Source organism: Streptomyces sp. G-G2 (genome assembly GCF_030063135.1).
Lineage (GTDB): Bacteria > Actinomycetota > Actinomycetes > Streptomycetales > Streptomycetaceae > Streptomyces.
In genome coordinates this window covers 49,644-70,175 of the sequence record NZ_JASISO010000026.1, presented here as the reverse complement: position 1 = coordinate 70,175, position 20,532 = coordinate 49,644, and the positions used below count along the sequence as shown (strand labels likewise).

General features: G+C 70.2%; 19 protein-coding genes and 1 riboswitch. Of the genes, 3 read left to right on the top strand and 16 right to left on the bottom strand.

The window, feature by feature from the left end:
• Positions 1-203 precede the first annotated feature (203 nt).
• From QMF80_RS21275 to QMF80_RS21250, 6 genes are all read right to left on the bottom strand, one after another.
• Complete coding sequence (locus QMF80_RS21275) at positions 204-1,346, bottom strand: glycosyltransferase family 4 protein (RefSeq protein WP_283455665.1); 1,143 nt, start codon at positions 1,344-1,346, stop codon at positions 204-206.
• Between the two features lie 19 nt (positions 1,347-1,365).
• Positions 1,366-2,496 carry a hypothetical protein gene (locus tag QMF80_RS21270; RefSeq protein ID WP_283455663.1) on the bottom strand — a complete coding sequence of 377 codons (1,131 nt, stop codon included), beginning with the start codon at positions 2,494-2,496 and terminating at the stop codon, positions 1,366-1,368.
• A gap of 42 nt (positions 2,497-2,538) precedes the next feature.
• Positions 2,539-3,576 (bottom strand): C40 family peptidase, encoded by a 1,038-nt coding sequence (locus QMF80_RS21265; protein WP_283455662.1) that lies wholly within the window; start codon positions 3,574-3,576, stop codon positions 2,539-2,541.
• A gap of 237 nt (positions 3,577-3,813) precedes the next feature.
• Positions 3,814-4,845 carry a C40 family peptidase gene (locus QMF80_RS21260; RefSeq protein ID WP_283455660.1) on the bottom strand — a complete coding sequence of 344 codons (1,032 nt, stop codon included), beginning with the start codon at positions 4,843-4,845 and terminating at the stop codon, positions 3,814-3,816.
• A gap of 252 nt (positions 4,846-5,097) precedes the next feature.
• Positions 5,098-6,462: an NYN domain-containing protein gene (locus QMF80_RS21255; protein WP_283455767.1), complete on the bottom strand. Its 1,365-nt coding sequence runs from the start codon at positions 6,460-6,462 to the stop codon at positions 5,098-5,100.
• A 44-nt stretch (positions 6,463-6,506) separates the two neighbouring features.
• Positions 6,507-6,746: a hypothetical protein gene (locus tag QMF80_RS21250; protein WP_283455658.1), complete on the bottom strand. Its 240-nt coding sequence runs from the start codon at positions 6,744-6,746 to the stop codon at positions 6,507-6,509.
• Between the two features lie 173 nt (positions 6,747-6,919).
• Here QMF80_RS21250 and QMF80_RS21245 point away from each other — a divergent pair, with 173 nt between their 5' ends.
• Positions 6,920-7,642: a rhomboid family intramembrane serine protease gene (locus QMF80_RS21245; RefSeq protein WP_283455657.1), complete on the top strand. Its 723-nt coding sequence runs from the start codon at positions 6,920-6,922 to the stop codon at positions 7,640-7,642.
• Positions 7,639-7,920 carry an Lrp/AsnC family transcriptional regulator gene (locus tag QMF80_RS21240; protein WP_283455655.1) on the top strand — a complete coding sequence of 94 codons (282 nt, stop codon included), beginning with the start codon at positions 7,639-7,641 and terminating at the stop codon, positions 7,918-7,920. The genes QMF80_RS21245 and QMF80_RS21240 overlap by 4 nt, the downstream gene beginning before the upstream one ends.
• 102 nt (positions 7,921-8,022) lie before the next feature.
• Here QMF80_RS21240 and QMF80_RS21235 read toward each other — a convergent pair whose 3' ends face one another.
• The 6 genes from QMF80_RS21235 to ctaE all read right to left on the bottom strand — a co-directional run bounded on the left by QMF80_RS21235 (position 8,023) and on the right by ctaE (position 15,270).
• Positions 8,023-9,441 (bottom strand): aminotransferase class V-fold PLP-dependent enzyme, encoded by a 1,419-nt coding sequence (locus QMF80_RS21235; RefSeq protein ID WP_283455652.1) that lies wholly within the window; start codon positions 9,439-9,441, stop codon positions 8,023-8,025.
• Positions 9,442-9,657: 216 nt separating this feature from the next.
• Positions 9,658-9,774, bottom strand: a riboswitch (SAM riboswitch).
• A gap of 99 nt (positions 9,775-9,873) precedes the next feature.
• The gene (trpD, locus tag QMF80_RS21230) at positions 9,874-10,938 is read right to left on the bottom strand and encodes an anthranilate phosphoribosyltransferase (RefSeq protein WP_283455649.1); all 1,065 of its coding nucleotides are present in this window, start codon (positions 10,936-10,938) and stop codon (positions 9,874-9,876) included.
• Positions 10,939-11,083: 145 nt separating this feature from the next.
• Positions 11,084-12,712, bottom strand: coding sequence for a cytochrome bc1 complex cytochrome b subunit (gene qcrB, locus QMF80_RS21225; protein ID WP_283455647.1), 1,629 nt, complete (start codon positions 12,710-12,712; stop codon positions 11,084-11,086).
• On the bottom strand, positions 12,709-13,767 hold the full coding sequence (gene qcrA / locus QMF80_RS21220) for a cytochrome bc1 complex Rieske iron-sulfur subunit (protein ID WP_283455646.1): 1,059 nt from the start codon (positions 13,765-13,767) through the stop codon (positions 12,709-12,711). Before qcrA ends, qcrB begins: the two co-directional genes overlap by 4 nt.
• Positions 13,764-14,573 carry a cytochrome bc1 complex diheme cytochrome c subunit gene (qcrC, locus tag QMF80_RS21215; RefSeq protein ID WP_283455644.1) on the bottom strand — a complete coding sequence of 270 codons (810 nt, stop codon included), beginning with the start codon at positions 14,571-14,573 and terminating at the stop codon, positions 13,764-13,766. The genes qcrA and qcrC overlap by 4 nt, the downstream gene beginning before the upstream one ends.
• Before the next feature lie 76 nt (positions 14,574-14,649).
• Positions 14,650-15,270 (bottom strand): aa3-type cytochrome oxidase subunit III, encoded by a 621-nt coding sequence (gene ctaE, locus QMF80_RS21210; protein ID WP_283455641.1) that lies wholly within the window; start codon positions 15,268-15,270, stop codon positions 14,650-14,652.
• Positions 15,271-15,446: 176 nt separating this feature from the next.
• Between ctaE and QMF80_RS21205 the strand changes: the two genes are divergently transcribed.
• On the top strand, positions 15,447-15,848 hold the full coding sequence (locus QMF80_RS21205) for a hypothetical protein (protein ID WP_283455639.1): 402 nt from the start codon (positions 15,447-15,449) through the stop codon (positions 15,846-15,848).
• A 92-nt stretch (positions 15,849-15,940) separates the two neighbouring features.
• On the opposite strand, the gene QMF80_RS21200 is transcribed toward QMF80_RS21205, so the two are convergent.
• From QMF80_RS21200 to ctaC, 4 genes are all read right to left on the bottom strand, one after another.
• The gene (locus QMF80_RS21200; RefSeq protein ID WP_283455637.1) at positions 15,941-17,188 is read right to left on the bottom strand and encodes a L,D-transpeptidase; all 1,248 of its coding nucleotides are present in this window, start codon (positions 17,186-17,188) and stop codon (positions 15,941-15,943) included.
• A 112-nt stretch (positions 17,189-17,300) separates the two neighbouring features.
• Positions 17,301-17,699 carry a cytochrome c oxidase subunit 4 gene (locus QMF80_RS21195; protein WP_283455635.1) on the bottom strand — a complete coding sequence of 133 codons (399 nt, stop codon included), beginning with the start codon at positions 17,697-17,699 and terminating at the stop codon, positions 17,301-17,303.
• The gene (gene ctaD, locus QMF80_RS21190) at positions 17,696-19,426 is read right to left on the bottom strand and encodes an aa3-type cytochrome oxidase subunit I (protein WP_283455633.1); all 1,731 of its coding nucleotides are present in this window, start codon (positions 19,424-19,426) and stop codon (positions 17,696-17,698) included. The genes QMF80_RS21195 and ctaD overlap by 4 nt, the downstream gene beginning before the upstream one ends.
• A complete protein-coding gene (gene ctaC, locus QMF80_RS21185) occupies positions 19,423-20,397 on the bottom strand; it encodes an aa3-type cytochrome oxidase subunit II (RefSeq protein ID WP_283455630.1) in 975 nt (324 codons plus the stop codon). Before ctaC ends, ctaD begins: the two co-directional genes overlap by 4 nt.
• Positions 20,398-20,532: the final 135 nt, after the last annotated feature.

Sequence of the window (20,532 nt, the reverse complement as noted above, 5' to 3'; positions counted from 1 at the left end):
ACACATCTGAGTGACAGTCAGATATGGCGGCCGACCTCCGCCCCGCCCCGTTCGAGGGCATCCTTCCACCTCGTCGACGTCCGGGGCGCGGTGCGGGGCGCGGCGTCCGGGGTCCGGGGCACGAGGTCGGGGTGCGCGGTCCGGGGCACGAGGTCCGGGGTGCGCGGTCCGGGGCGGAGAAGTCCCGTGAACGGCGCCGCCGGTCACAGCAGCCCGCGCAGCCGCTCCGCCAGCAGGTCCCAGCGCCACCGCTCCTCCACCCACGCGCGGCCCCGCTCCCCCATGCGGCGGGCCAGGGCCGGGTTCTGGAGCAGCGACACGATCCGGTCCGCCGCGTCCGGCACGGAACCGCCCCGCACCACCCACCCCGTCTCCCCGTCCAGGACCGCGTCCGGCGCGCCCCCCGAGTCCCCCGCGACCACCGGCAGACCGCTCGCCGAGGCCTCCAGGTACACGATGCCCAGGCCCTCCACGTCCAGCCCGCCCCGCCGGGTCCGGCACGGCATAGCGAAGACGTCGCCCGCCCCGAAGTGCGCGGGCAGCTCCCGCCACGGCACGGCCCCCGTGAAGCGCACCGCGTCCGCGACCCCCGCCGCCTCGGCGAGCGCCCGCAGGGCGCCCTCGTAGGGCCCGCCGCCCACGATCAGCAACGCCGTCTCCGGCACCTCGGCCCGGATCAGGGGGAGCGCCCGGATCAGGGTGTCCTGGCCCTTGCGCGGCACCAGCCGGGACACGCACACCACCACCGGCCGGCCGGCGAGCCCCAGCCGGGCCCGGATCAGGTCACCGCCCGAGCCGGGGTGGAAGGTCTTCTCGTCCACGCCCGGCGGCAGCCACACCATCCGCGACGCCGCCCCGGGAGTCAGCGCGCCCGCGATCCGCGACCGGGTGTACTCGCCGAGGTAGGTGATCGTGTCCGTGCCCTCGCCGATCCGGTGCAGCAGCCCGCGGGCGCCGGGCAGCTGGGACCAGCCCGCCTCGTGCCCGTGGGTGGTCGCGACCACCCGCCGGGCCCCTGCCCGGCGCAGGGCGGGCCCCATCAGGGCGAGCGGGGCCGCGGCGCCGAACCAGACCGCCTCGCAGCCGTGTTCCCGCAGCAGACCGGCCGCCCGGTGGGTGACCCGGGGCGTCGGCAGCAGCACGGTCGCCCCGTCGCGGACCACCGGGAAGGGCTGTTCCGCGTCGAAGGCGGCGGTGGCCGCGCGGGCTTGCGCACCGCGCTTCCAGGTGGAGGCGTAGACGACGATCCGGTCCGGATCCAGCCGCAGGGCCATGTTGTGGAGGAAGGCCTGGATGCCGCCCGGCCGTGGCGGGAAATCGTTGGTCACGATCAGCGTCTTGTGCATCGTGCGGCGAGGCTACCGCTCACCGGAGCTCCTTCCTCAGGGTCGACTGCCACGTTTGGGTGAGGTGGGGGAGGTCCGTGTCCAGGGTGGTCCGCAGGGCCATCGGCAGCGCGGTGCGGCCCGCGCTCTCATAGAGCCTGACCAGGGCCGCCTCGCCCCACCGGTCGGCGATCAGCCGACAGGCCAGCCAGGCCCCCTCGTAGGCCCGGGCCAGCGCCTGCGCGTCACCCCCGAAGGTGAACTCCTCGTTCGAGGGGAGCGCGGACGGAAGTTCACCCCGGCCCACGGCCCGGCGCAGGGCGGGCGCGGCCTGCGCCGGGGTGCGCCCCGCCGAGCGGTACGCCGCCCAGTCGGCGAAGCCCTCCGAGAGCCACAGCGGGGTCGTGTCGGTGGTCGCGGAGCGGGTCGCGACATGGGTGCTCTCGTGGGTGAGGACCACCTGGCGGCCCTCCTCGCTCAGCTCCCCGTACGCCTGCGGGTTGACCACCACCCGGTCGGCCGGGGCGGGGGCCGCGCCCACCAGCGCGGTGGTCACCGCCGCGAGCCCCCGGTAGGCGTCGACGGGGCGGCCCAGCAGCGCCGCCATCGCGTCCAGGGACCCGGGGACCACGACCACCACCCGGCCCGCCCACGGCCGGGGCCAGGCCGCGCTCACCTCGGGGACGGTCCGCCCGGCCACCCCCGCGACGGCCTCCAGCTCCGCCCGGGACCGCCCGGCGCCGCCCAGCACCAGCACGTGCTCCCCGCGCACCACCGTCACCGGCCCCTGGTCCCACAGCTGCGGCGGGGCCCCGGCCGCGGGCCGGTCGCCGGTGACCTTCCACCGGCCGCCGTCCTCGCTCAGCGCGAGGGAGCGGTCCGAGCCCGCCGGGGCGGCGTCGTACCCGGCGAGCCGGTAGCGCAGCCGGGCCGCGGCGGAGGCGCGTACGCCGTCCCGGCGCACCGAGGTCACCTCGTACGTCCAGCCCTCCAGCGGGAGGGCGGCGAGCGCCGCGGGAGGCCGGGCCGACCAGTCGGCCACCGCCCGCCGGATCGCGAGCCCGGCGGCGTCCTCGCGCGGTCCGCCCGCGGGGCCGCCACAGGCCGCCGACCCGCAGCCCAGCAGGACGGCCAGCAGCAGGAACAGCGCGCGTACGGGACCCCGGAGCATCCCGTGATCGTACGCGCCGGCCCGCGCGGGCTCAGGGCGCGATCACGGCCGGGTCACCGAGGACACCGGCATCATCCCGACGGGGTCGTAGCGCACGGCGGCCCCCGGGTACGGGGCGTGCACCACCTGGCCGTTGCCCATGTACATGCCCACGTGGCTGGCGTCGGAGCGGTAGGTCACCAGGTCGCCCGGCCGGGCCTCCGACAGGGACACCCGGCGGCCCGCGTGCCGCTGCTCCTGCGAGGTGCGCGGCAGCGAGACGCCCGCCTGCCGGTACGACCACACCATCAGCCCGGAACAGTCGAACCCGGAGGGTCCGGTCGCGCCCCACACGTACGGGCGCCCGACGGCGGCGCGGGCCGCCATCACGGCGGTCGCGGCGCGCCCCGAGGAGGCCGCCCCCGGGCCGGGCAGGTCGAGCAGCGCGTCGGAGTGTCCGCCGGAGCGCGAGGAACGCTCGAAGGAGTCCCGCTCCTCGGTGGGCATCGCGTTGAGCAGCCGCCGCGCGGCGGCGAGCTTGGCGGTGACGGAGCGCTTCTGGCGGGCGGTGTCGGCGCGCAGCTCGTCGAGTTCGGCGAGCTTGCCGGAGGCGACGCGCCGCTCCTGGTCCAGCGCGCGCTGCTCCTCGCGCAGTTCGTCGAGCTGGTGGGCCTGGCGACCGGTCAGCCGGTCCAGGGCGCTGGCCTTGTCGAGGTAGTCGTCCGGGTTCTCGGAGAGCATCAGTTCGACGGCGGGGTCGAGGCCGCCCGACTTGTACTGGGCCCCGGCGAAGCTGCCGAGGACCCCGCGCATGGTGTTGATCCGGTCCTGGCCGCGGGCCACCGCGTCCTGGGCGCGCAGGACTTCGGCGCGCAGCTTCGCGCTGCGCTCCCCCGCCGCGTTGAAGCGCTCGGTGGCCTGCTCCGCCTCTTCGAAGAGCCGGTCCACCTGGGCCCGGGTCGCGGCCGGCGGGTCGGCGGGGGCCGCGCTGGCCGGTACGCCCGTCATGGCGACCGCGGCGGTGGCCGCGGCGGCGGTCAGGACGGTGACCCTGGTGCTCCGCTCGGGGCCCGTAGGCGCGGTCCGGCGATGGGATGCCACGGTGTGCCGCTCCCTTGCGCTAGCGCGGGGCCCGGGTCCGCCCCCCGTGGGCGGCCGTGTGCCGGGTTCCGCGCTGGCAGACAGTAGCGGCGCGGCGCGGCACCGGCCAACGACCGTCAGCGGGCACGCACAGTGACGCCCCGCCGGAGACGCAGGTCACCGGCGGGGCGAGGGGGCCGAGCGGGGGCGGGTAATTCGCCCGGATGGGCGGTGTACGGCGCGCCCCGTGGGGAGGGGTCAGCCGCCGACGCGGACACCGAACTGGAAGGGCATGTTGCGGACGGCCTCGTACTTCACGCCGCCGCGCGGGTTGGAGGCGTGCAGCGTCATCCCGTTGCCCGCGTACAGGCCGACGTGGTGCAGGTCGCCGTAGAACAGGATCAGGTCGCCGGGCTGCAGTTCGCTCAGGCTCAGGTGCCGGCCCGCGTTCGCCTGGTCGTTGGTGACGCGCGGGAGGTCCACACCGGCCTGGCCGTAGGCCCACTGGACGAGGCCCGAGCAGTCCCACGAGTCGGGGCCCGTGTCGCCCATGTGGTACGCGTCGCCGAGCTGGGTCTTGGCGTACTCGAGGGCTTGGCCCGCGCGGCCCGAGCCCTTGGCGCCGCCGCCCGCGTTCGCCTTGTCGGCGTCCCCGCTGCTGGCGCGCTTCTCCTGATCGCTGAGCTTCGCGCGGTCGTCCGCACTCAGGGAGTTGAGGACCGCCTGCGCCGCGGAGAGCTTGTCCTGGGCGGTCTTCTTCTTCTCGTTCAGTTCCTTGCGGGTGGCGTCGAGGTCGGCGAGCTTGCCCGAGGCCTCCTGGCGCTGCTGCGCGAGGGTGCGCTGCTTCGCCTGGATCTTCTGGACGGCTTCGACCTGCTTGCCGCTCAGCTGCTCCAGGGTGGAGGCCTTGTCGAGGTACTCGTCCGGGTTCGCGGAGAGGAAGAGCGCCATCGAGCTGTCGATGCCGCCGCTGCGGTACTGGGCGCTGGCCATCGAACCGAGTGCGTTGCGCAGGGTGTTGAGTTCGTCCTGACCCTTGGCCACCTGGTCCTGGATCTGGCCGATCTCCTTCTCCAGCTTGTCCTGGCGCTCCTTGGCTCCGTTGGCCTTCTCGACGGCCTGCTCGGACTCCGTGTAGAGCGTGTCGACCTTGGCCTTGGCCTCGTCCTTGCTCGGCTGCGGGGCGGCCGAGGCGCCGTTGGCGGACACGACGACGGCCGCGGCGGCGGTGGCCGTCAGAACGGTCACGCGGAGGCGGCTCGGCTGCTTGGGTCGACGGTGGGACGCCACGGGGGCGAGCTCCTTCTTCCTAGAGCCACCGGAGCGCGCACACTCGGCAGCCCCTTCGCCCGGTACCCCGAATGAGTGATCCATCGCACGAAGGTTTGGGCCGACCATAGTGACCCTCCCGTGATCAATTCAAATCCTGACGAGGGAAAATTCGGTCGCCTACCAGCTTCTTTACCTATACCGCACGCGCTGTAGCGGCCACTTGACGGTACGTTCCGAAAATTCCGGCAATTGGGCGATCCAGCCCAGGAGTTACGAAACGCGCGAAAGCCGCTTGAGCAACAAGGCGGACGTGACCGGCCGGGCGCCCGCCTTGGCCACGCCGTCGGCCACCTCGCGGTCGGTGGAGACCACCACCACGGGCCGCCCGGGCGGTTCCGCGCGCACCAGCTGGCGGATCAACTCGTCCGCCGTGACGCCCGCCTTGGAGAACAGCACCCGCACCCCGCGCGGCGGCGCCAGCAGCACCGGCGCGGCCAGTTCGGCGCCGTCGAAGACACAGGTCATCTCGGCGCCGGTCTGCGCTGCCAGCATCGACAGCCCGCCCAGCAGCCGCAGCCGCTGCTTCTCCAGCGGCATCGTCGGGTAGCCGGTCTTGGTGACGTTGTAGCCGTCCACCACCAAATGGGCCTGGGGCAGCGCCAACAGCTGGTCCAGGAGCGCCGGATCGGTCTCCGACAGCGCCCGCGCCGCGATGTCCTTCGGGGTCATCCGGCCCGGCTCCACCGCCTCCACCGTGTCCGCGGGCCGCGTCGAGACCGGCGGCAGTGCCAGCTCGCGGCGCAGCCCCTGGGCCGCGTCGAGCACGGTGTCCAGCAGCAGCCGCAGCCGCATGTCCTCGATGCTGCGGCCCTCGCGGGTGGCCCGGCGCGAGGTCTCCAGGGCCGACTCCACCTCCGACAGGCGGGACTTCAGCCGCCGGGACTCGCTCTCGGCCGTCGCCACCCGCGCGGCGCTCTCGCCGCGGATCCCGTCGATCTCGGCGGCCACCTTGCGCAGGGCCGCCTCGCCGCGCTTGACGTCGTTCAGGGCGCTGCGCAGCTTGCGGTGAAGCGATTCCGCTTCCTTGCGGGAGGCGTCCAGTTCGGTGCGCACCTGCTCGCCGCCCGCGCGCTGCGTCTCGCGCAGATGTGCCAGCTCCTCGCGCAGCCGCTCCAGCTCGCGCTGGGTCTCCTCGCCGACCCGCTCGGCGTCGGCGCGCTGCGCCTCCTCGCCCGCCGCGGCCACGAGCTTGACCCAGCCTCCGGGCCGCAGGACGTACGCGGCGGCCGCCACGTCCAGGGGGTCCGCGGCGGCGGGCGGGGCGCCCGCCTCCAGCGCGGCCGTCAGCTCGGGCTGGCCCTCGCGCAGCTTCTCGGCGACCCGGCCGCGGAAGACGGCGTCGCTCTCCACGGCCGCCGCCATCGCGTTGCCCGCGAACTTGGCCCGCCGGGAGGGCGTGAACCGGGCGTACTGGCGCAACTGGCCGGGCAGGTCGGCGACCGTCAGGCCGCCGAAGGCGTCCGAGACCAGCGCGACCACCCGGCGCCGCACGCCTTCGGGCAGCGGTCGGTCGAGCACCTCCGCGGCGTCACCGGCCGCGTCGGCCGACTCCGCGCCGCTTGCTGGCTCCACGATCCGTCACCCCTACCGTTACTTCTGGTCCGAGGGCACCGACTCCGTCAGGAGTCGGCACCCGGCCGTGCCACGAGTTCGATCTGGTCCACCGCGTTGCACCAGCGGCAGCGGACCGACTCGATGGTCTCATTGACCACCTCGCGCTCCTCGACCTTGGGCTCCCCGGCGAGGTCCAGGTGGACGTACTCCACGACCTTCGACGAGCGGGTGACGTCGAACCGCGTGAGGTTGCCGCACAGCGTGCAGCGCCACCGGGTGGTCTCGGTCGGCAGGGGAACCGTCATCAGGCCGCTCTCTCCTTCGTCGTTGTTTCAATTAAAGCGGTCCGCGCCTCTCGGCGGGACCGCAGCACGTAACCCTACGGCCTGACGTCACCCTCCCGTGGAGTCCCGTCCTCCATGCGAGACGCGGCGGGGCAAGCTGCCCGGGTCCCTCCGCTTACGCCATGCTCTGTCCCATGACCCTCAGCTGGCCGACCCTGCGCGAGGCCGCCCGCGGGCCCGTGGTGACGTACGCGCTGATCGTGGGCTGCGCGGTGGTCTTCGTCCTGGGCCCGGCCTCCGGGCTCAACCCGGTCTACGGCACGGGCGAGCGGCTGGTGGCCGCGGGGACGGCGTACTTCCGGCGCTGGGGCGTCGTGCCAGACGAACTCCTCACCGGCTCCGGCCGCGCCGCGCTCACCCCGCTGACCGCGCTGTTCGTGCACGGCAGCTGGCTGCACCTCCTGGGGAACGGCCTGTTCCTGTACGTCTTCGGCGCGATGGCCGAGGAACGGATGGGCCGGATCCGCTTCCTCGCCTTCTACGTGACCACGGGCTACCTCGCGCTGGCGGCGTACGCGGCGGCCAACGCGTCCTCCGACCAGACCCTGGTGGGCGCTTCGGGAGCCATCTCGGCCGTCCTGGGCGCCTTCCTCTGCCTCTTCCCCAAGGCCAGGGTGACCAGCCTGTTCCCGTTCCTCTTCTTCGTGCCGCTGCGCTTCCCGGCCTGGATCGTGCTGCTGTTCTGGTTCGGCCTGCAATGGCTGGCGGCCCAGCGCGCGGGCAGCGGACCCGGAGTGGCCTACCTGGCCCACGTGGTGGGCTTCTCGGTCGGCTTCCTCTACGCCTGGGTCCGATATCGGCGTACGACTAGAGTGAGGCGACCAGCGACGGCCACCGAGGGAGACAGCCAGCCGTGATCACCGCGATCGTGCTCATCAAGACCAGCGTGGACCGCATCCCCGAGATCGCCGAGTCGATCGCCGCGCTGGAGAACGTCAGCGAGGTCTACTCCGTCACGGGGACCTACGACCTGATCGCCCTGGTCCGTGTGCACCGCCACGACGACCTGGCGGACATCATCCCGGGCCGCATCAGCAAGATCCCGGGCGTGGAGGCGACGGACACCCACGTGGCGTTCCGCACCTACTCCCAGCACGACCTGGAAGCGGCCTTCGCGATCGGCCTGGACGGCTGACCGCCGGCCCGCCCGCCTGAGGCGTCCCCGCGCCCCGGCCGCCCGGTCCCGGCCGGAACCGGGCCCGCGTGGACGGCCCCGCCGCCGATCGAGGCGACGACGTCAGACGGCGGGGACGCAGCGGCCCTCTTCGGTGCGGTACGTCCACCGCGCGCCCTGGGTGACCAGCTCGCGCACGGCCCCCACGAACCGCTCCACGTGCTCGTCCGGGGTACCGGCGCCGAAGCTGACGCGGATCGCGTTCAGCGAGAGCTCGCCCGGCTCCGCCTCCGGCGCCCCGCACTCGCCCGGCTCCTGCGGTGCGCTGCCCAGCAGCGTGCGGACCAGCGGGTGGGCGCAGAACAGGCCGTCGCGCACCCCGATCCCGTACTCGGCGGACAGCGCCGCCGCGAAGTGCGAGCTGTTCCAGCCGTCCACCACGAACGAGATGACCCCCACGCGCGGCGCGTCGTCCCCGAACAGGGACAGGACCCGCACGGCCGGGACGCCGGCCAGGCCCTCGCGGACCTTCGCGATCAGGTGCCGCTCACGGGCGACCAGCGTGTCGAACCCGGCCTCGGTCAGGGCGCGGCAGGCGGAGGCGATGGAGTAGACGCCGATGACGTTCGGCGAACCGGCCTCGTGGCGCGCCGCGGTGGTGTGCCACTCGACGTCCACGCCGCCGTCCTCGCGCCGGGCCACCTTGCGGGAGGCGCCGCCGCCCGCGAGGTACGGGTCGGCCGCCTGGAGCCAGTCGGCCCGCCCGGCGAGCACGCCCGAGCCGAAGGGCGCGTACAGCTTGTGGCCGGAGAAGGCGATCCAGTCGACGTCCAGCTCCTGGACGGACACGGGGTGGTGCGGGGCCAGCTGCGCGGCGTCCAGCACGATCCGCGCGCCGTGGGCGTGGGCGGCGGCGGCGAGTTCCTTGACCGGCCACAGCTCACCGGTGACGTTGGACGCGCCGGTGACGCAGACCAAGGCGGGGCCGTAGGGGTCGCGGTCGGCCAGCGCGCGCTCCAGGGTGGCGACGGCCTGCTCCGGGGTGCGCGGGGCGTTGAGGTAGGTGACCTGCGCGTCACGCCACGGCAGCAGCGAGGCGTGGTGCTCGGTCTCGAAGACGAACACCTGGCAGTCGGCGGGCAGCACCTGGCCGAGCAGGTTGAGCGAGTCGGTGGTGGAGCGGGTGAAGACCACCTGGTCGGTGGGGCGGCAGTCGAGGAACTCCGCGACCGTGACCCGGCTCTGCTCGAAGAGGTCGGTGGAGAGCTGCGAGAGGTACCCGGCGCCCCGGTGCACGCTGCCGTAGTACGGGGCGTACGCGGCCACGTCGTCCCAGACCCGCTGCAGGGCCGGGGCGCTGGCGGCGTAGTCCAGGGCCGCGTAGGTGACTTCGCCGCCGGTGACGAGCGGGACGGTGACGTCGCGGCCCAGCACCTGGAGCGGCTCGGCACAGGCGGCGTCGCAGGCGGTGTCGGCAGCGGTGGCGGTGTCGGCAGCGGTGGCGGCAGCGGTGGCGGCAGCGGCGTTCGGGGAAGCGGACATGGCGGTATCTCCCGGCAGGCAGGGGTGAATGGCTTCAGACGGCCCGTACGCGGCCGGGTGCGGCGGGGTACGGGAAGACCCCGGGGGACGGTGGGCGCGCCGCGGTACGCGGACAGGACCCTGTTCCGGGGGTGAAGAAGGGGCGGAGTCGCCCTATCGCATTCGCTTGCTCACGAAAAAACGCTCCTCGAGAGACCAGGACCCCTGGAATCGAGGGATCCGCGCTTGCCGCAAGCCTTGCTGCCTACGGCCTGGTCATCACCCGGGGCACCCCGCCACGGAAGGAGGGTTGCCGGACAGCAAGCCGGGGCCTAAACGCTGTCACTCGTGACCTGCTGAGCATCCTGCCACAAGATCCCGCACGCACAAGCCCCGGTCCGCATGGCGGAACCGGGGCCTGACGCGAAACCGCCGTACGGCGGCCCGGACGCGCTACGCGTTGCTCGCCCGCACCCAGCGTGCCAGCGCCGCCTCGGCCGCGCCGGAGTCGATCGATTCGGCCGCCCGGACGATGCCCGCCGCCAGCTGCTCCTCCAGGGTGCCCGCGCCCGGGTCCAGGGCGACCAGGGCCGCCGCCGAGTTCAGCAGGACGGCCTCGCGGACCGGGCCCCTCTCGCCCGCCAGCAGCCTGCGGGCCACGTCCGCGTTGTACGAGGGGTCCGCGCCCCGCAGCGCGGAGACGTCCACCACCGGGATCCCGAGGTCGCGCGGGTCGAAGCGGTGCTCGGTGACCGCGCCGTCGCGCACCCACCACACCCGGGAGGTCGCGGTCGTGGTCAGCTCGTCGAAGCCGTCGTCGCCGCGGAAGACCAGCGCGGAGGAGCCGCGCTCGGCGAGCACTCCCGCCACGATGGGGGCCATCCGGGGATCGGCGACACCGGTCGCCTGGGCCCGTACCCGCGCCGGGTTGGTCAGCGGGCCGAGGACGTTGAAGGTGGTGCGGATGCCCAGTTCCTTGCGGGCGTTGGCCACGTACCGCAGGGCCGGGTGGAACTTGACGGCGAAGCAGAAGGTGATGCCCGCCTCCTCGGCCACCTGGGTCACCCGTGCGGGGGTGAGGTCGAGGTTGACGCCCAGCTTCTCCAGGACGTCCGAGGCGCCGCTCGCGGAGGACGCGGCGCGGTTGCCGTGCTTGACCACCTTGGCGCCCGTACCGGCGACCACGATCGCGGACATCGTGGAGATGTTGACGGTCTTGGCGCCGTCGCCGCCCGTCCCGACGATGTCGACCGTGCGGCCGGGGACCTCGATCAGGTTGGCGTGTTCGTACATGGTCCGTACGAGGCCGTTGATCTCCGCGACCGTCTCGCCCTTGGCCCGCAGCGCCACCACGAAGCCGGCGATCTGCGCGTCGGTCGCCTCGCCCCGCATGATCCGGTCCATCGCCCACGCGGTGTCGTCCGCACCGAGGTCGCGGCCTTCGAGCAGGGCGTCCAGTACGGCCGGCCAGGTGCGGGCCGCCACGCTGCCGCCGCCTGCCGGGGTCACAACGTTCATGGTCCGCTCCTGATGGTCCACAGCCGATGGATGAGGCCCCAGCCTATCCAGCGCGGGAGGACGGCAAAGAGCCCCGTCCAGTGACTGGACGGGGCTCTTGCCGTGGCGACGCGAAGACTGACCTGAATCAGTCCTTCAAGCAGGATCAGTGGTGGCCGTGGCCGCTCTGGATCTCCTTGTACTCCTCCGCCGAAGGCTTCGGAATCTGGTTGTTCTCGCCGTAGAAGCCCTTGCTCAGCTTGGCGCGGAGCCTCTCCAGCGGCTTGACCTTGCGCTCGACACCGTTCTCGTCGACCGTCGGGCCGATCTCGATCGGCCCGTACTGCTCGTACGAGGTCAGCGTGTGCAGCTTGCCCTGCGAGAGCGGCTCGTGGACCTCGACGAACTCACCGTGCGGCAGGCGCTTGATGATGCCGGTCTCGCGACCGTGCAGCACCTTGTCCCGGTCCCGGCGCTGGAGGCCGAGGCAGATCCGCTTGGTGATGATGAACGCGATGACCGGGACGACGAAGAAACCGATCCGCACGAACCAGGTGATCGAGTTGATCGACAGGTGGAAGTACTGCGCGAACATGTCGTTGCCGCCGCCGATGAGGAGCACGATGTACTCCGCGATCCAGGCGACACCGAAGCCCGTACGGGTCGGCACGTTGCGCGGGCGGTCCAGGATGTGGTGCTCGCGCTTGTCCCCGGTGACCCAGGCCTCGATGAACGGGTAGATCGCGATCGAGGACAGCACCAGCGGGAAGAGCAGCAGCGGGATGAACACGCCCAGGACGAGCGTGTGACCCCAGAGGTTGATCTCCCAGCCGGGCATCGCACGGATGAGGCCTTCCGGCATACCCATGTACCAGTCGGGCTGCGCACCGGTGGACACGTGGTCCGGGCGGTACGGGCCGATGGCCCAGATCGGGTTGATCGAGGCGATCGCCGCGATGGCCGCGATGACACCGAAGACCAGGAAGAAGAAGCCTCCGGCCTTGGCCATGTACACCGGGAGCAGCGGCATGCCGACGACGTTCTTGTTCGTCTTGCCGGGGCCCGCGAACTGGGTGTGCTTGTGGTAGAAGACCAGGATCAGGTGGGCCACCAGCAGGCCCATCATGATGCCGGGCAGCAGCAGGATGTGCACCGAGTAGAAGCGCGAGACGAAGTCTCCACCCGGGAACTCCCCGCCGAACAGGAACATCGACAGGTACGTGCCGACGACCGGGACGGACAGGATGGCGCCCTGCATGAAGCGGACACCGGTACCCGAGAGCAGGTCGTCCGGCAGCGAGTAACCGGTGAATCCGGTGAACATGCCGAGGAACAGCAGCAGGAAGCCGAAGATCCAGTTGACCTCACGCGGCTTGCGGAACGCGCCGGTGAAGAACACGCGCATCATGTGCACGACCATCGCGGCGACGAAGATCAGCGCCGCCCAGTGGTGGATCTGCCGGATGAGCAGACCGCCGCGCACGTCGAAGCTGATGTCCAGGGTCGAGGCGAAGGCCTCGGACATCTGGACGCCCTGCATCGGCACGTACGAGCCGTGGTACACGACCTCGTTCATGCTCGGGTGGAAGAACAGCGTCAGGTACACACCCGTGAGGATGATGATGATGAAGCTGTACAGGCAGATCTCACCGAGCATGAAGGACCAGTGGTCCGGGAAGATCTTGCGCATGTTCGACTTGGCGAGGCTGTAGATGCCCAGGCGGCCGTCCGCCCAGTCGGCTACACGTTCACCAGCAGGCGCTTTGCGCTCCGTGGTTTGAGTGGCAGTGCTCATCCGCGCTCCCAGAATGCAGGACCGACGGGCTCTTCGAAGTCGCCATGCGCCTCGAGGAAGCCTTCGTCATTCACGCCGATCCGCAGCTGCGGAAGCGCGTGACCGGCCGGGCCGAAGATGACACGGGCGCCGTCGGAGAGGTCGAAGGTGGACTGGTGGCACGGGCAGAGCACGTGGTGCGTCTGCTGCTCGTACAGGCTGATCGGGCAGCCGACGTGGGTGCAGATCTTCGAGTAGGCCACGATGCCCTCGTGGGACCACTCCAGCTCCTGCTTGTCCTTGATGTCCTCCGGCTTGATGCGGACGATCATCAGGGCAGCCTTGGCGATCTGCGTCTGGAAGTCGTGCTGGTCCTCCTCCAGGCCCTCGGGCCTGGCGAAGGTGAGCGAGCCGACGATGATGTCCTCGGGACGCAGCGGCTCGTTCGTGTTGTCGTTGATGAGCAGCTTGCCCTTGGCCCACAGCGTCTTGCGGAGCTTGTCCTCGGGCAGCGGACCCAGGTCGCGCAGGATCACGACGGCGGACAGCGGCAGCATGGCCAGCGCGCCCAGCATCGTGTTGCGGATCAGGGGACGCCGGCCGATGGCCGACTCCTTGGCGCCGTCGGCGAAGTCCGACAGGACCTGCGCCCTGACCTCCGGCGGTGCGGCGATCTCGTGGCGCTCGGCGGCGACCTCGACATCGGACATCAGGGTGCGGGCCCAGTGGACCGCGCCCGCGCCGATGCAGAAGAGCGCCGTGCCCAGGGTCATGCCGAGGGCGAAGTTGAGCGCGCTCACCTTCCCGATGGGGAAGATGAACACGATCTTGTCGACCGGCAGGGTCACGTACGAGGCGATGAAGCCGATCGTGGCCAGCATCGACAGCGTGAAGAGCATCGCGACCGTGCGCTCGGAGCGCTTGGCCGCCCGCTCGTCGATGTCCTGGATACGGGGCCGGTGGGCCGGGAGGCCCGGGTCGGCGAACGGGTCGTCCGCCAGCGCTACGCCACCGTGGTGCGCGTCGCCCTGCTCGCTCGGCAGGTGCTTCTCTTCGGGAATGTCTTGGCTACTCATGACTTCTTGGCCTTAGCGGTGTGGGCCGCGACCCAGACGGCGACAGCGATCAGCGCACCCAGACCGAAGATCCAGCCGAAGAGACCCTCGGACACGGGGCCGAGGCCACCGAGCTTGAGACCACCGGGGCTGTTCGACTTCTCGCCGTTCACGTTCTGGAGGTACGCGATGATGTCCTTCTTCTGCTTCTCCGGCATGGTGCTGTCCGGGAAGGAGGGCATGTTCTGCGGGCCGGTGAGCATGGCCTCGTAGATGTGCTTCGGCGGTACGTCCTCAAGGTTCGGGGCGTACTTGCCGTGCGTCAGCGCGCCACCCTCACCAGTGAAGTTGTGGCACTGGGCGCAGTTGTTTCGGAACAGCTCGCCACCGGCGGCGATGTCCGCGCCCGCCGGGTCGTACTGCTTCGAGGTCGGCGTGATCGGACCGGCACCGAGGGACGCGACGAACGCGGCCAGCTGGTCGGTCTGCGCCTGGGTGTAGATGACCGGCTTCTTCGGCACCTGGGCGCCGGGCTGCTGGGCGGGCATGCGACCCGAGCTCACCTGGAAGTCGACGGCCGCGGAGCCGACACCCACCAGGCTCGGGCCGTCAGAGGAACCCTGGCCGCCGGTCCCGTGGCAGCTTGCGCAGCCCACGGCGTAGAGCTTCTTGCCCTCCTCGATGGCGAGGGACTGGGAGGTTTCGTCTGCCTGCGCGTCGCCCGCGGGCGCGAAGGCAGCATACAGCCCCCCGGTGACCGCCAGGGCGAAGAGTAGAACGACGACCGCCGCCAGCGGATGGCGTCGTCGTGCGGAGAGCTTTTTCACGGATTACCCCGGTGTCAGGATCTTCTGCGTCGGTGTGTCTGGATGGAGTGCCGGGACGGGCCCGGCGACGTGTTCGCTACTTGATCAGGTAGATCGTGGCGAAGAGGCCGATCCAGACGACATCGACGAAGTGCCAGTAGTAGGACACGACGATGGCCGACGTGGCCTGTTCGTGGGTGAACCTCTTAGCCGCGTACGTCCGGCCGAGGACCAGCAGGAAGGCGATGAGGCCACCCGTCACGTGCAGCCCGTGGAAGCCGGTGGTCAGGTAGAACACCGAGCCGTACGGACTGGACGAGAGGCTCATGCCCTCCTCCTTGACCAGCGAGGTGTACTCGAACACCTGGCCGCCAATGAAGATCGCACCCATGACGAACGTGATGATGAACCACGTCCTGAGCTTCTTCACGTCACCGCGCTCGGCGGCGAATACGCCGAGCTGGCAGGTGAGCGAGGAAAGCACCAGGATCGTCGTGTTCGTCGCCGAGAAGGGCAGATTCAAGGCCGAGGCCTGTTCTGCCCAGTACTCGGCGCCTGTCACCGATCGCAGGGTGAAGTACATCGCGAAGAGGGCCGCGAAGAACATCAGCTCGGAACTCAACCAGATGATCGTTCCAACGCTGACGAGGTTCGGCCTGTTGACCGTCGGGTGCGCGTGCCCGGTATCTACTGTCGTTGCTGTCGCCACGACCGACATTATGTCGGTCGCTTATCCCGCCCTCACCCCGGGGGGTGCCGTTCGGAGTGTCCGGGGCATGTGCAAGGCCCGAACGGCCCATCGGAGGCCCCTGCGAACCGATGTTGACAGGGTGTCGGACGGAGTAGCATCCGCGACATCATCAACGTGATTCATGTGACACGTGGAGGAACGAAATGCGGGCGACTGCGCGGGTTCTGGTCTACAGCGATGACGCCAACACCCGGGAGCAGGTGCGGCTGGCGTCCGGGCGCAGGCCCGCAGCGGACCTGCCGCCGGTGGAGTTCCTGGAGTGCGCCACCATGGACGCCGTCCTGAAGGAGCTGGACGCGGGCGGCATCGACGCCTGCGTGCTGGACGGGGAGGCCGTTCCGGCCGGGGGCATGGGCGTGTGCCGCCAGATCAAGGACGAGATCTTCCGGTGTCCCCCGGTACTGCTGCTGATCGGGCGTCCGCAGGACGCCTGGCTGGCCACCTGGAGCCGGGCGGACCGGGCGGTGACCCTGCCGGTGGACCCCGTGGAGTTCGCGGAGGCGCTGGCCGACATCCTGCGCACGCGGCTGTCCTTGAGCGCCTGAAGGCCGCGAAACGGCCCCTGGAGCCCTCCTAAGGGCTTCCAGGGGCCGTTTCGCGCTCCGCGGCGGACGCGGCGGACGCGGCGGACGGCGCGTCAGACCTGGGGGCGCAGGCGGGCGGCGTCGATCGGGCTGCGGCCGTCCTGGGTGCCCTTGAGCAGGGCGCTGCCCTCGCGCCATTCCTTCCAGTCCAGGTTCCAGTCGCCGTAGCCGTTGCCGAAGGGGTCCATGTCGTCGCCGATGCTGTTGATCACCTTGACGATGTCGCCCTCGTTGATGTTCTCGTAGAACCAGGCGGCGTTGCCGGTGCTCATGCCGGTGCAGCCGTGGCTGACGTTCTCGTAGCCCTGGGAGCCGACCGACCACGGCGCGGCGTGGACGTATTCACCGCTCCAGGTCACCCGCGTGGCGTAGTAGACGGGGAGGTTGTAGTTCTCGCTGCCGCCGATTCCGACGGTGTCGCCGCGCATCTGGACGAAGTACTGCTTGCCCAGCACCACCTTGACGCCGTTGCGGGTGGAGAAGCCCGGCTTTCCGGTGGTGACCGGAATGGTGTTGATCACTTCGCCGTTGCGCTTGAAGGTCAGGTAGTGCGAGGAGGCGTCCGTGACGACCTCGACCCGGTCGCCGATGTCGAGCTTGAGCGACTTGGCGGCGGCGCCGTAGAGGCCGTCGGCGATCTTGACGCCCTCCAGGTTGCTCCGTACGGAGACGGTGGAGTTGGCGGGCCAGTACTCCTTGGGCCGGAAGTGGAGCTTCTTGTCGTCCACCCAGTGCCAGGCGCCCTGGACGTTGGTGGCGGAGTCCACGATCAGGCCCCGCTCGATGACCGCGCGGGCGGCCTTGTCCTTGACCGGTTCGGTCAGTTCGGCCGTCAGGGGCTGGCCTACGCCGTATTTACCCGCCTCCGGGCCGAATTCGACGTGGAGGACCTTCTTGGCCGGAGTGGTCTCGAAGGTCATCGTGCGCTGCCCCTGGGAGCCCCGTTCGTCCTCCGTGCCGACGGTGACGGTGTAGCGGACGCCCGCCGCCATCGGGGCGGTGCTGTGCCAGCGGTCGCCCTTGGCGGAGAGTTCGCCCGCGAGGAAGCGGCCGTGGGTGTCGACGGCGCTCACGTCGGTGATCCGGCCGTCGCCGCTCTTGGCGGTGACTTCGAGGGGGCGGTCGGGGTCGACGGGGCGGCCGCCCGACGCTTGGTTGAAGGCGACCTCGTCGCCCGCGTCGTAGGGGCGGGCTGACAGCGGGTTGTCCTCGCCCGACCCGCATGCGGTGGCGCCGGCCCCGAGGGACGCGACCAGCAGGGAGCAGCCGATAACCGTCCAAAGACGCGGTGAGTGGTTCATGAGACCACGCTATGAAGATATGACTATTACGGCGCGCGGGGTGACTGCAAACGAGGGGCCCGGACTCCTCTCGACGAGGTGTCCGGGCCCCACGTGGGTCATGCGAGCGGCACTACTGGTTGGCGTTCTCGCCCCGGTAGTACTCGTACACCCAGCCCCACAGACCGATCACGATCAGCGGCGCGGAGAAGTACATCAGCCACCAGCCGAAGATGACGCCCATGAAGGCGAAGGCGCCACCGATGGCCAGCGAGAGCGGCTGCCAGCTGTGCGGGGAGAAGAACCCCAGCTCGCCCGCCTCGTCGGCGACGTCGGCCTCCAGGTTGTCCTGGGCCATCTCGTCCACGCGCCGGGCCGTGAAGGCCAGGTAGTAGCCGATCATGACGCTCAGGCCGAAGGCCAGGAAGAGCGCGGTGGTTCCGACGGGCTCCTTCGACCACACGCCGTACACGACGGCCATGATCAGGATGAAGAAGGAGAGCCAGAGGAACATCTTGCCCTGGATCTTCACTTGCCCGCCTCCTTGCCACCGGCGACTGCCTTGGTGGCCACGCCGTGGTCCCCGAGGTGGTCGAGGGCCGCGATCTCCGGGTGGTGCAGGTCGAACGCCGGGGACTCGGAACGGATCCGCGGCAGGGTGAGGAAGTTGTGCCGCGGCGGCGGGCAGGACGTCGCCCATTCGAGCGAGCGGCCGTAGCCCCACGGGTCGTCGACCTCGACCTTCTTGCCGTACTTCGCCGTCTTCCAGACGTTGTACATGAAGGGGAGCATCGACAGGCCGAGCAGGAACGAGCTGATCGTCGAGATCGTGTTCAGCGCGGTGAACCCGTCGGCGTTGAGGTAGTCCGCGTAACGACGCGGCATGCCCTCGGCGCCCAGCCAGTGCTGCACCAGGAACGTGCCGTGGAAGCCCACGAACAGCGTCCAGAAGGTGATCTTGCCGAGGCGCTCGTCCAGCATCTTGCCCGTGAACTTCGGCCACCAGAAGTGGAAGCCGGAGAACATCGCGAAGACCACGGTGCCGAAGATGACGTAGTGGAAGTGCGCGACGACGAAGTACGAGTCGGAGACGTGGAAGTCCATCGGGGGCGAGGCCAGGATGACGCCGGTCAGACCACCGAAGGTGAAGGTGATCAGGAAGCCGACGGCCCAGAGCATCGGGGTCTCGAAGGACAGCGAGCCCTTCCACATGGTGCCGATCCAGTTGAAGAACTTCACACCGGTCGGGACCGCGATCAGGAAGGTCATGAACGAGAAGAACGGCAGCAGCACACCACCGGTGACGTACATGTGGTGGGCCCACACCGTCACCGAGAGGCCGGCGATCGCGATCGTCGCACCGATCAGACCGATGTAGCCGAACATCGGCTTGCGGGAGAAGACCGGGATGACCTCGGAAATGATTCCGAAGAATGGCAACGCGATGATGTACACCTCTGGATGGCCGAAGAACCAGAAGAGGTGTTGCCACAGTAGGGCGCCGCCATTGGCCGCGTCGAACACATGCGCACCGAATTTACGGTCCGCCTCCAGCGCGAAGAGCGCGGCGGCCAGCACCGGGAAGGCGAGCAGGACCAGGACACCGGTCAGCAGCACGTTCCAGGTGAAGATCGGCATGCGGAACATCGTCATGCCGGGCGCGCGCATGCAGATGATCGTGGTGATGAAGTTGACCGAACCGAGGATCGTGCCGAAGCCGGAGAAGGCCAGACCCATGATCCACATGTCGGCGCCGATGCCCGGCGAGCGGACGGCGTCCGACAGCGGGGAGTAGGCGAACCAGCCGAAGTCGGCGGCACCCGAAGGGGTGACGAAGCCCGCCACGGCGATGGTCGAGCCGAAGAGGTACAGCCAGTACGCGAACATGTTCAGCCGCGGGAACGCCACGTCGGGCGCGCCGATCTGCAGCGGCATGATCCAGTTCGCGAAGCCCGCGAACAGCGGGGTGGCGAACATCAGCAGCATGATCGTGCCATGCATGGTGAACGCCTGGTTGAACTGCTCGTTCGACATGATCTGCGTGCCCGGACGGGCCAGCTCGGCGCGCATGAAGAGCGCCATGATCCCGCCGATGATGAAGAACACGAACGACGTGACCAGGTACATCGTGCCGATGGTCTTGTGGTCGGTCGTGGTCATCCACTTCACGACCACATTGCCCGGCTGCTTGCGCCGTACCGGCAGCTCGTTCTCGTACGAGTCGGCGGCGGCACCCTGAGGCTGATTGAGGATGCTCACAGTTTGTTCACCTCAGCGTTGCGGGCCGGGTCGGTCTGCTTGATGCCGGCCGGGAGGTAACCGGTCTGCCCCTTCTCCGCAAGGTCCTTGAGGTGCTTGCGGTACTCCTCGGGGGAGACGACCTTGACGTTGAAGAGCATCCGGGAGTGGTCGACGCCACACAGCTCGGCGCACTTGCCCATGAAGACGCCCTCTTGGGTCGGGGTGACCTCGAAGACGTTGGTGTGGCCCGGAATGACGTCCTGCTTGAACAGGAACGGGACCACCCAGAAGGAGTGGATGACGTCGTTGGACGACAGGATGAAGCGGACCTTCTCGCCCTTGGGCAGCCAGAGGGTCGGACCCGGGTTCTTCGTGTCCGGGTCGCGGGACCCGGGGACGCCCTTGTCGTAGACGCCTTCGGCGCCCGCGGGGAAGGCCTTGGTGAAGCGGTCCGGGATGGAGGCGAGCTCCTTCGGGACCTCACCGGCCTTCGGGGTCACCGCATCGCCGTCGACGTTCTCGACGTAGTTGAAGCCCCAGCTCCACTGGAAGCCGATCACGTTGATCGTGTGGGTCGGCTTCGCGGAGAGGGAGAGCAGCTTCGACTCGTCACGCGCGGTGAAGTAGAACAACACCGAGACGATGATGAGCGGGACCACGGTGTACAGCGCCTCGATCGGCATGTTGTACCGGGTCTGCGGCGGGACCTCGATCTTCGTCCGGCTGCGCCGGTGGAAGATGACGCTCCAGATGATCAGGCCCCAGACCAGGACGCCCGTGATCAGAGCGGCCGCCCACGACCCCTGCCACAGGGAGAGGATGATCGGCGCCTCTTTGGTGACCGGGTCCGGCATACCGAGGTTGGGGAAGTTCTTATATGAATACGAGCAACCAGTGGCGGTCGCCAGGACCACGCCCGCAGTCAGCGCCTGCAGCAGCTTCCGCCGCATCGGGCGCCGCGGCGAGCGGTCGGAGCCGTAGGGACTCACGTAGCGCCTTCCCGAGAGTCTCGGCCCGCGCGGTCGGCCGCGGCCGTGTTCGGGTCGGTCGCCGGCCCTGACGCAGGCAGGGGTTTGGATGTTTATGCGGACCAAACCCTACTGGACGCTATTTGGGGTCGCGCG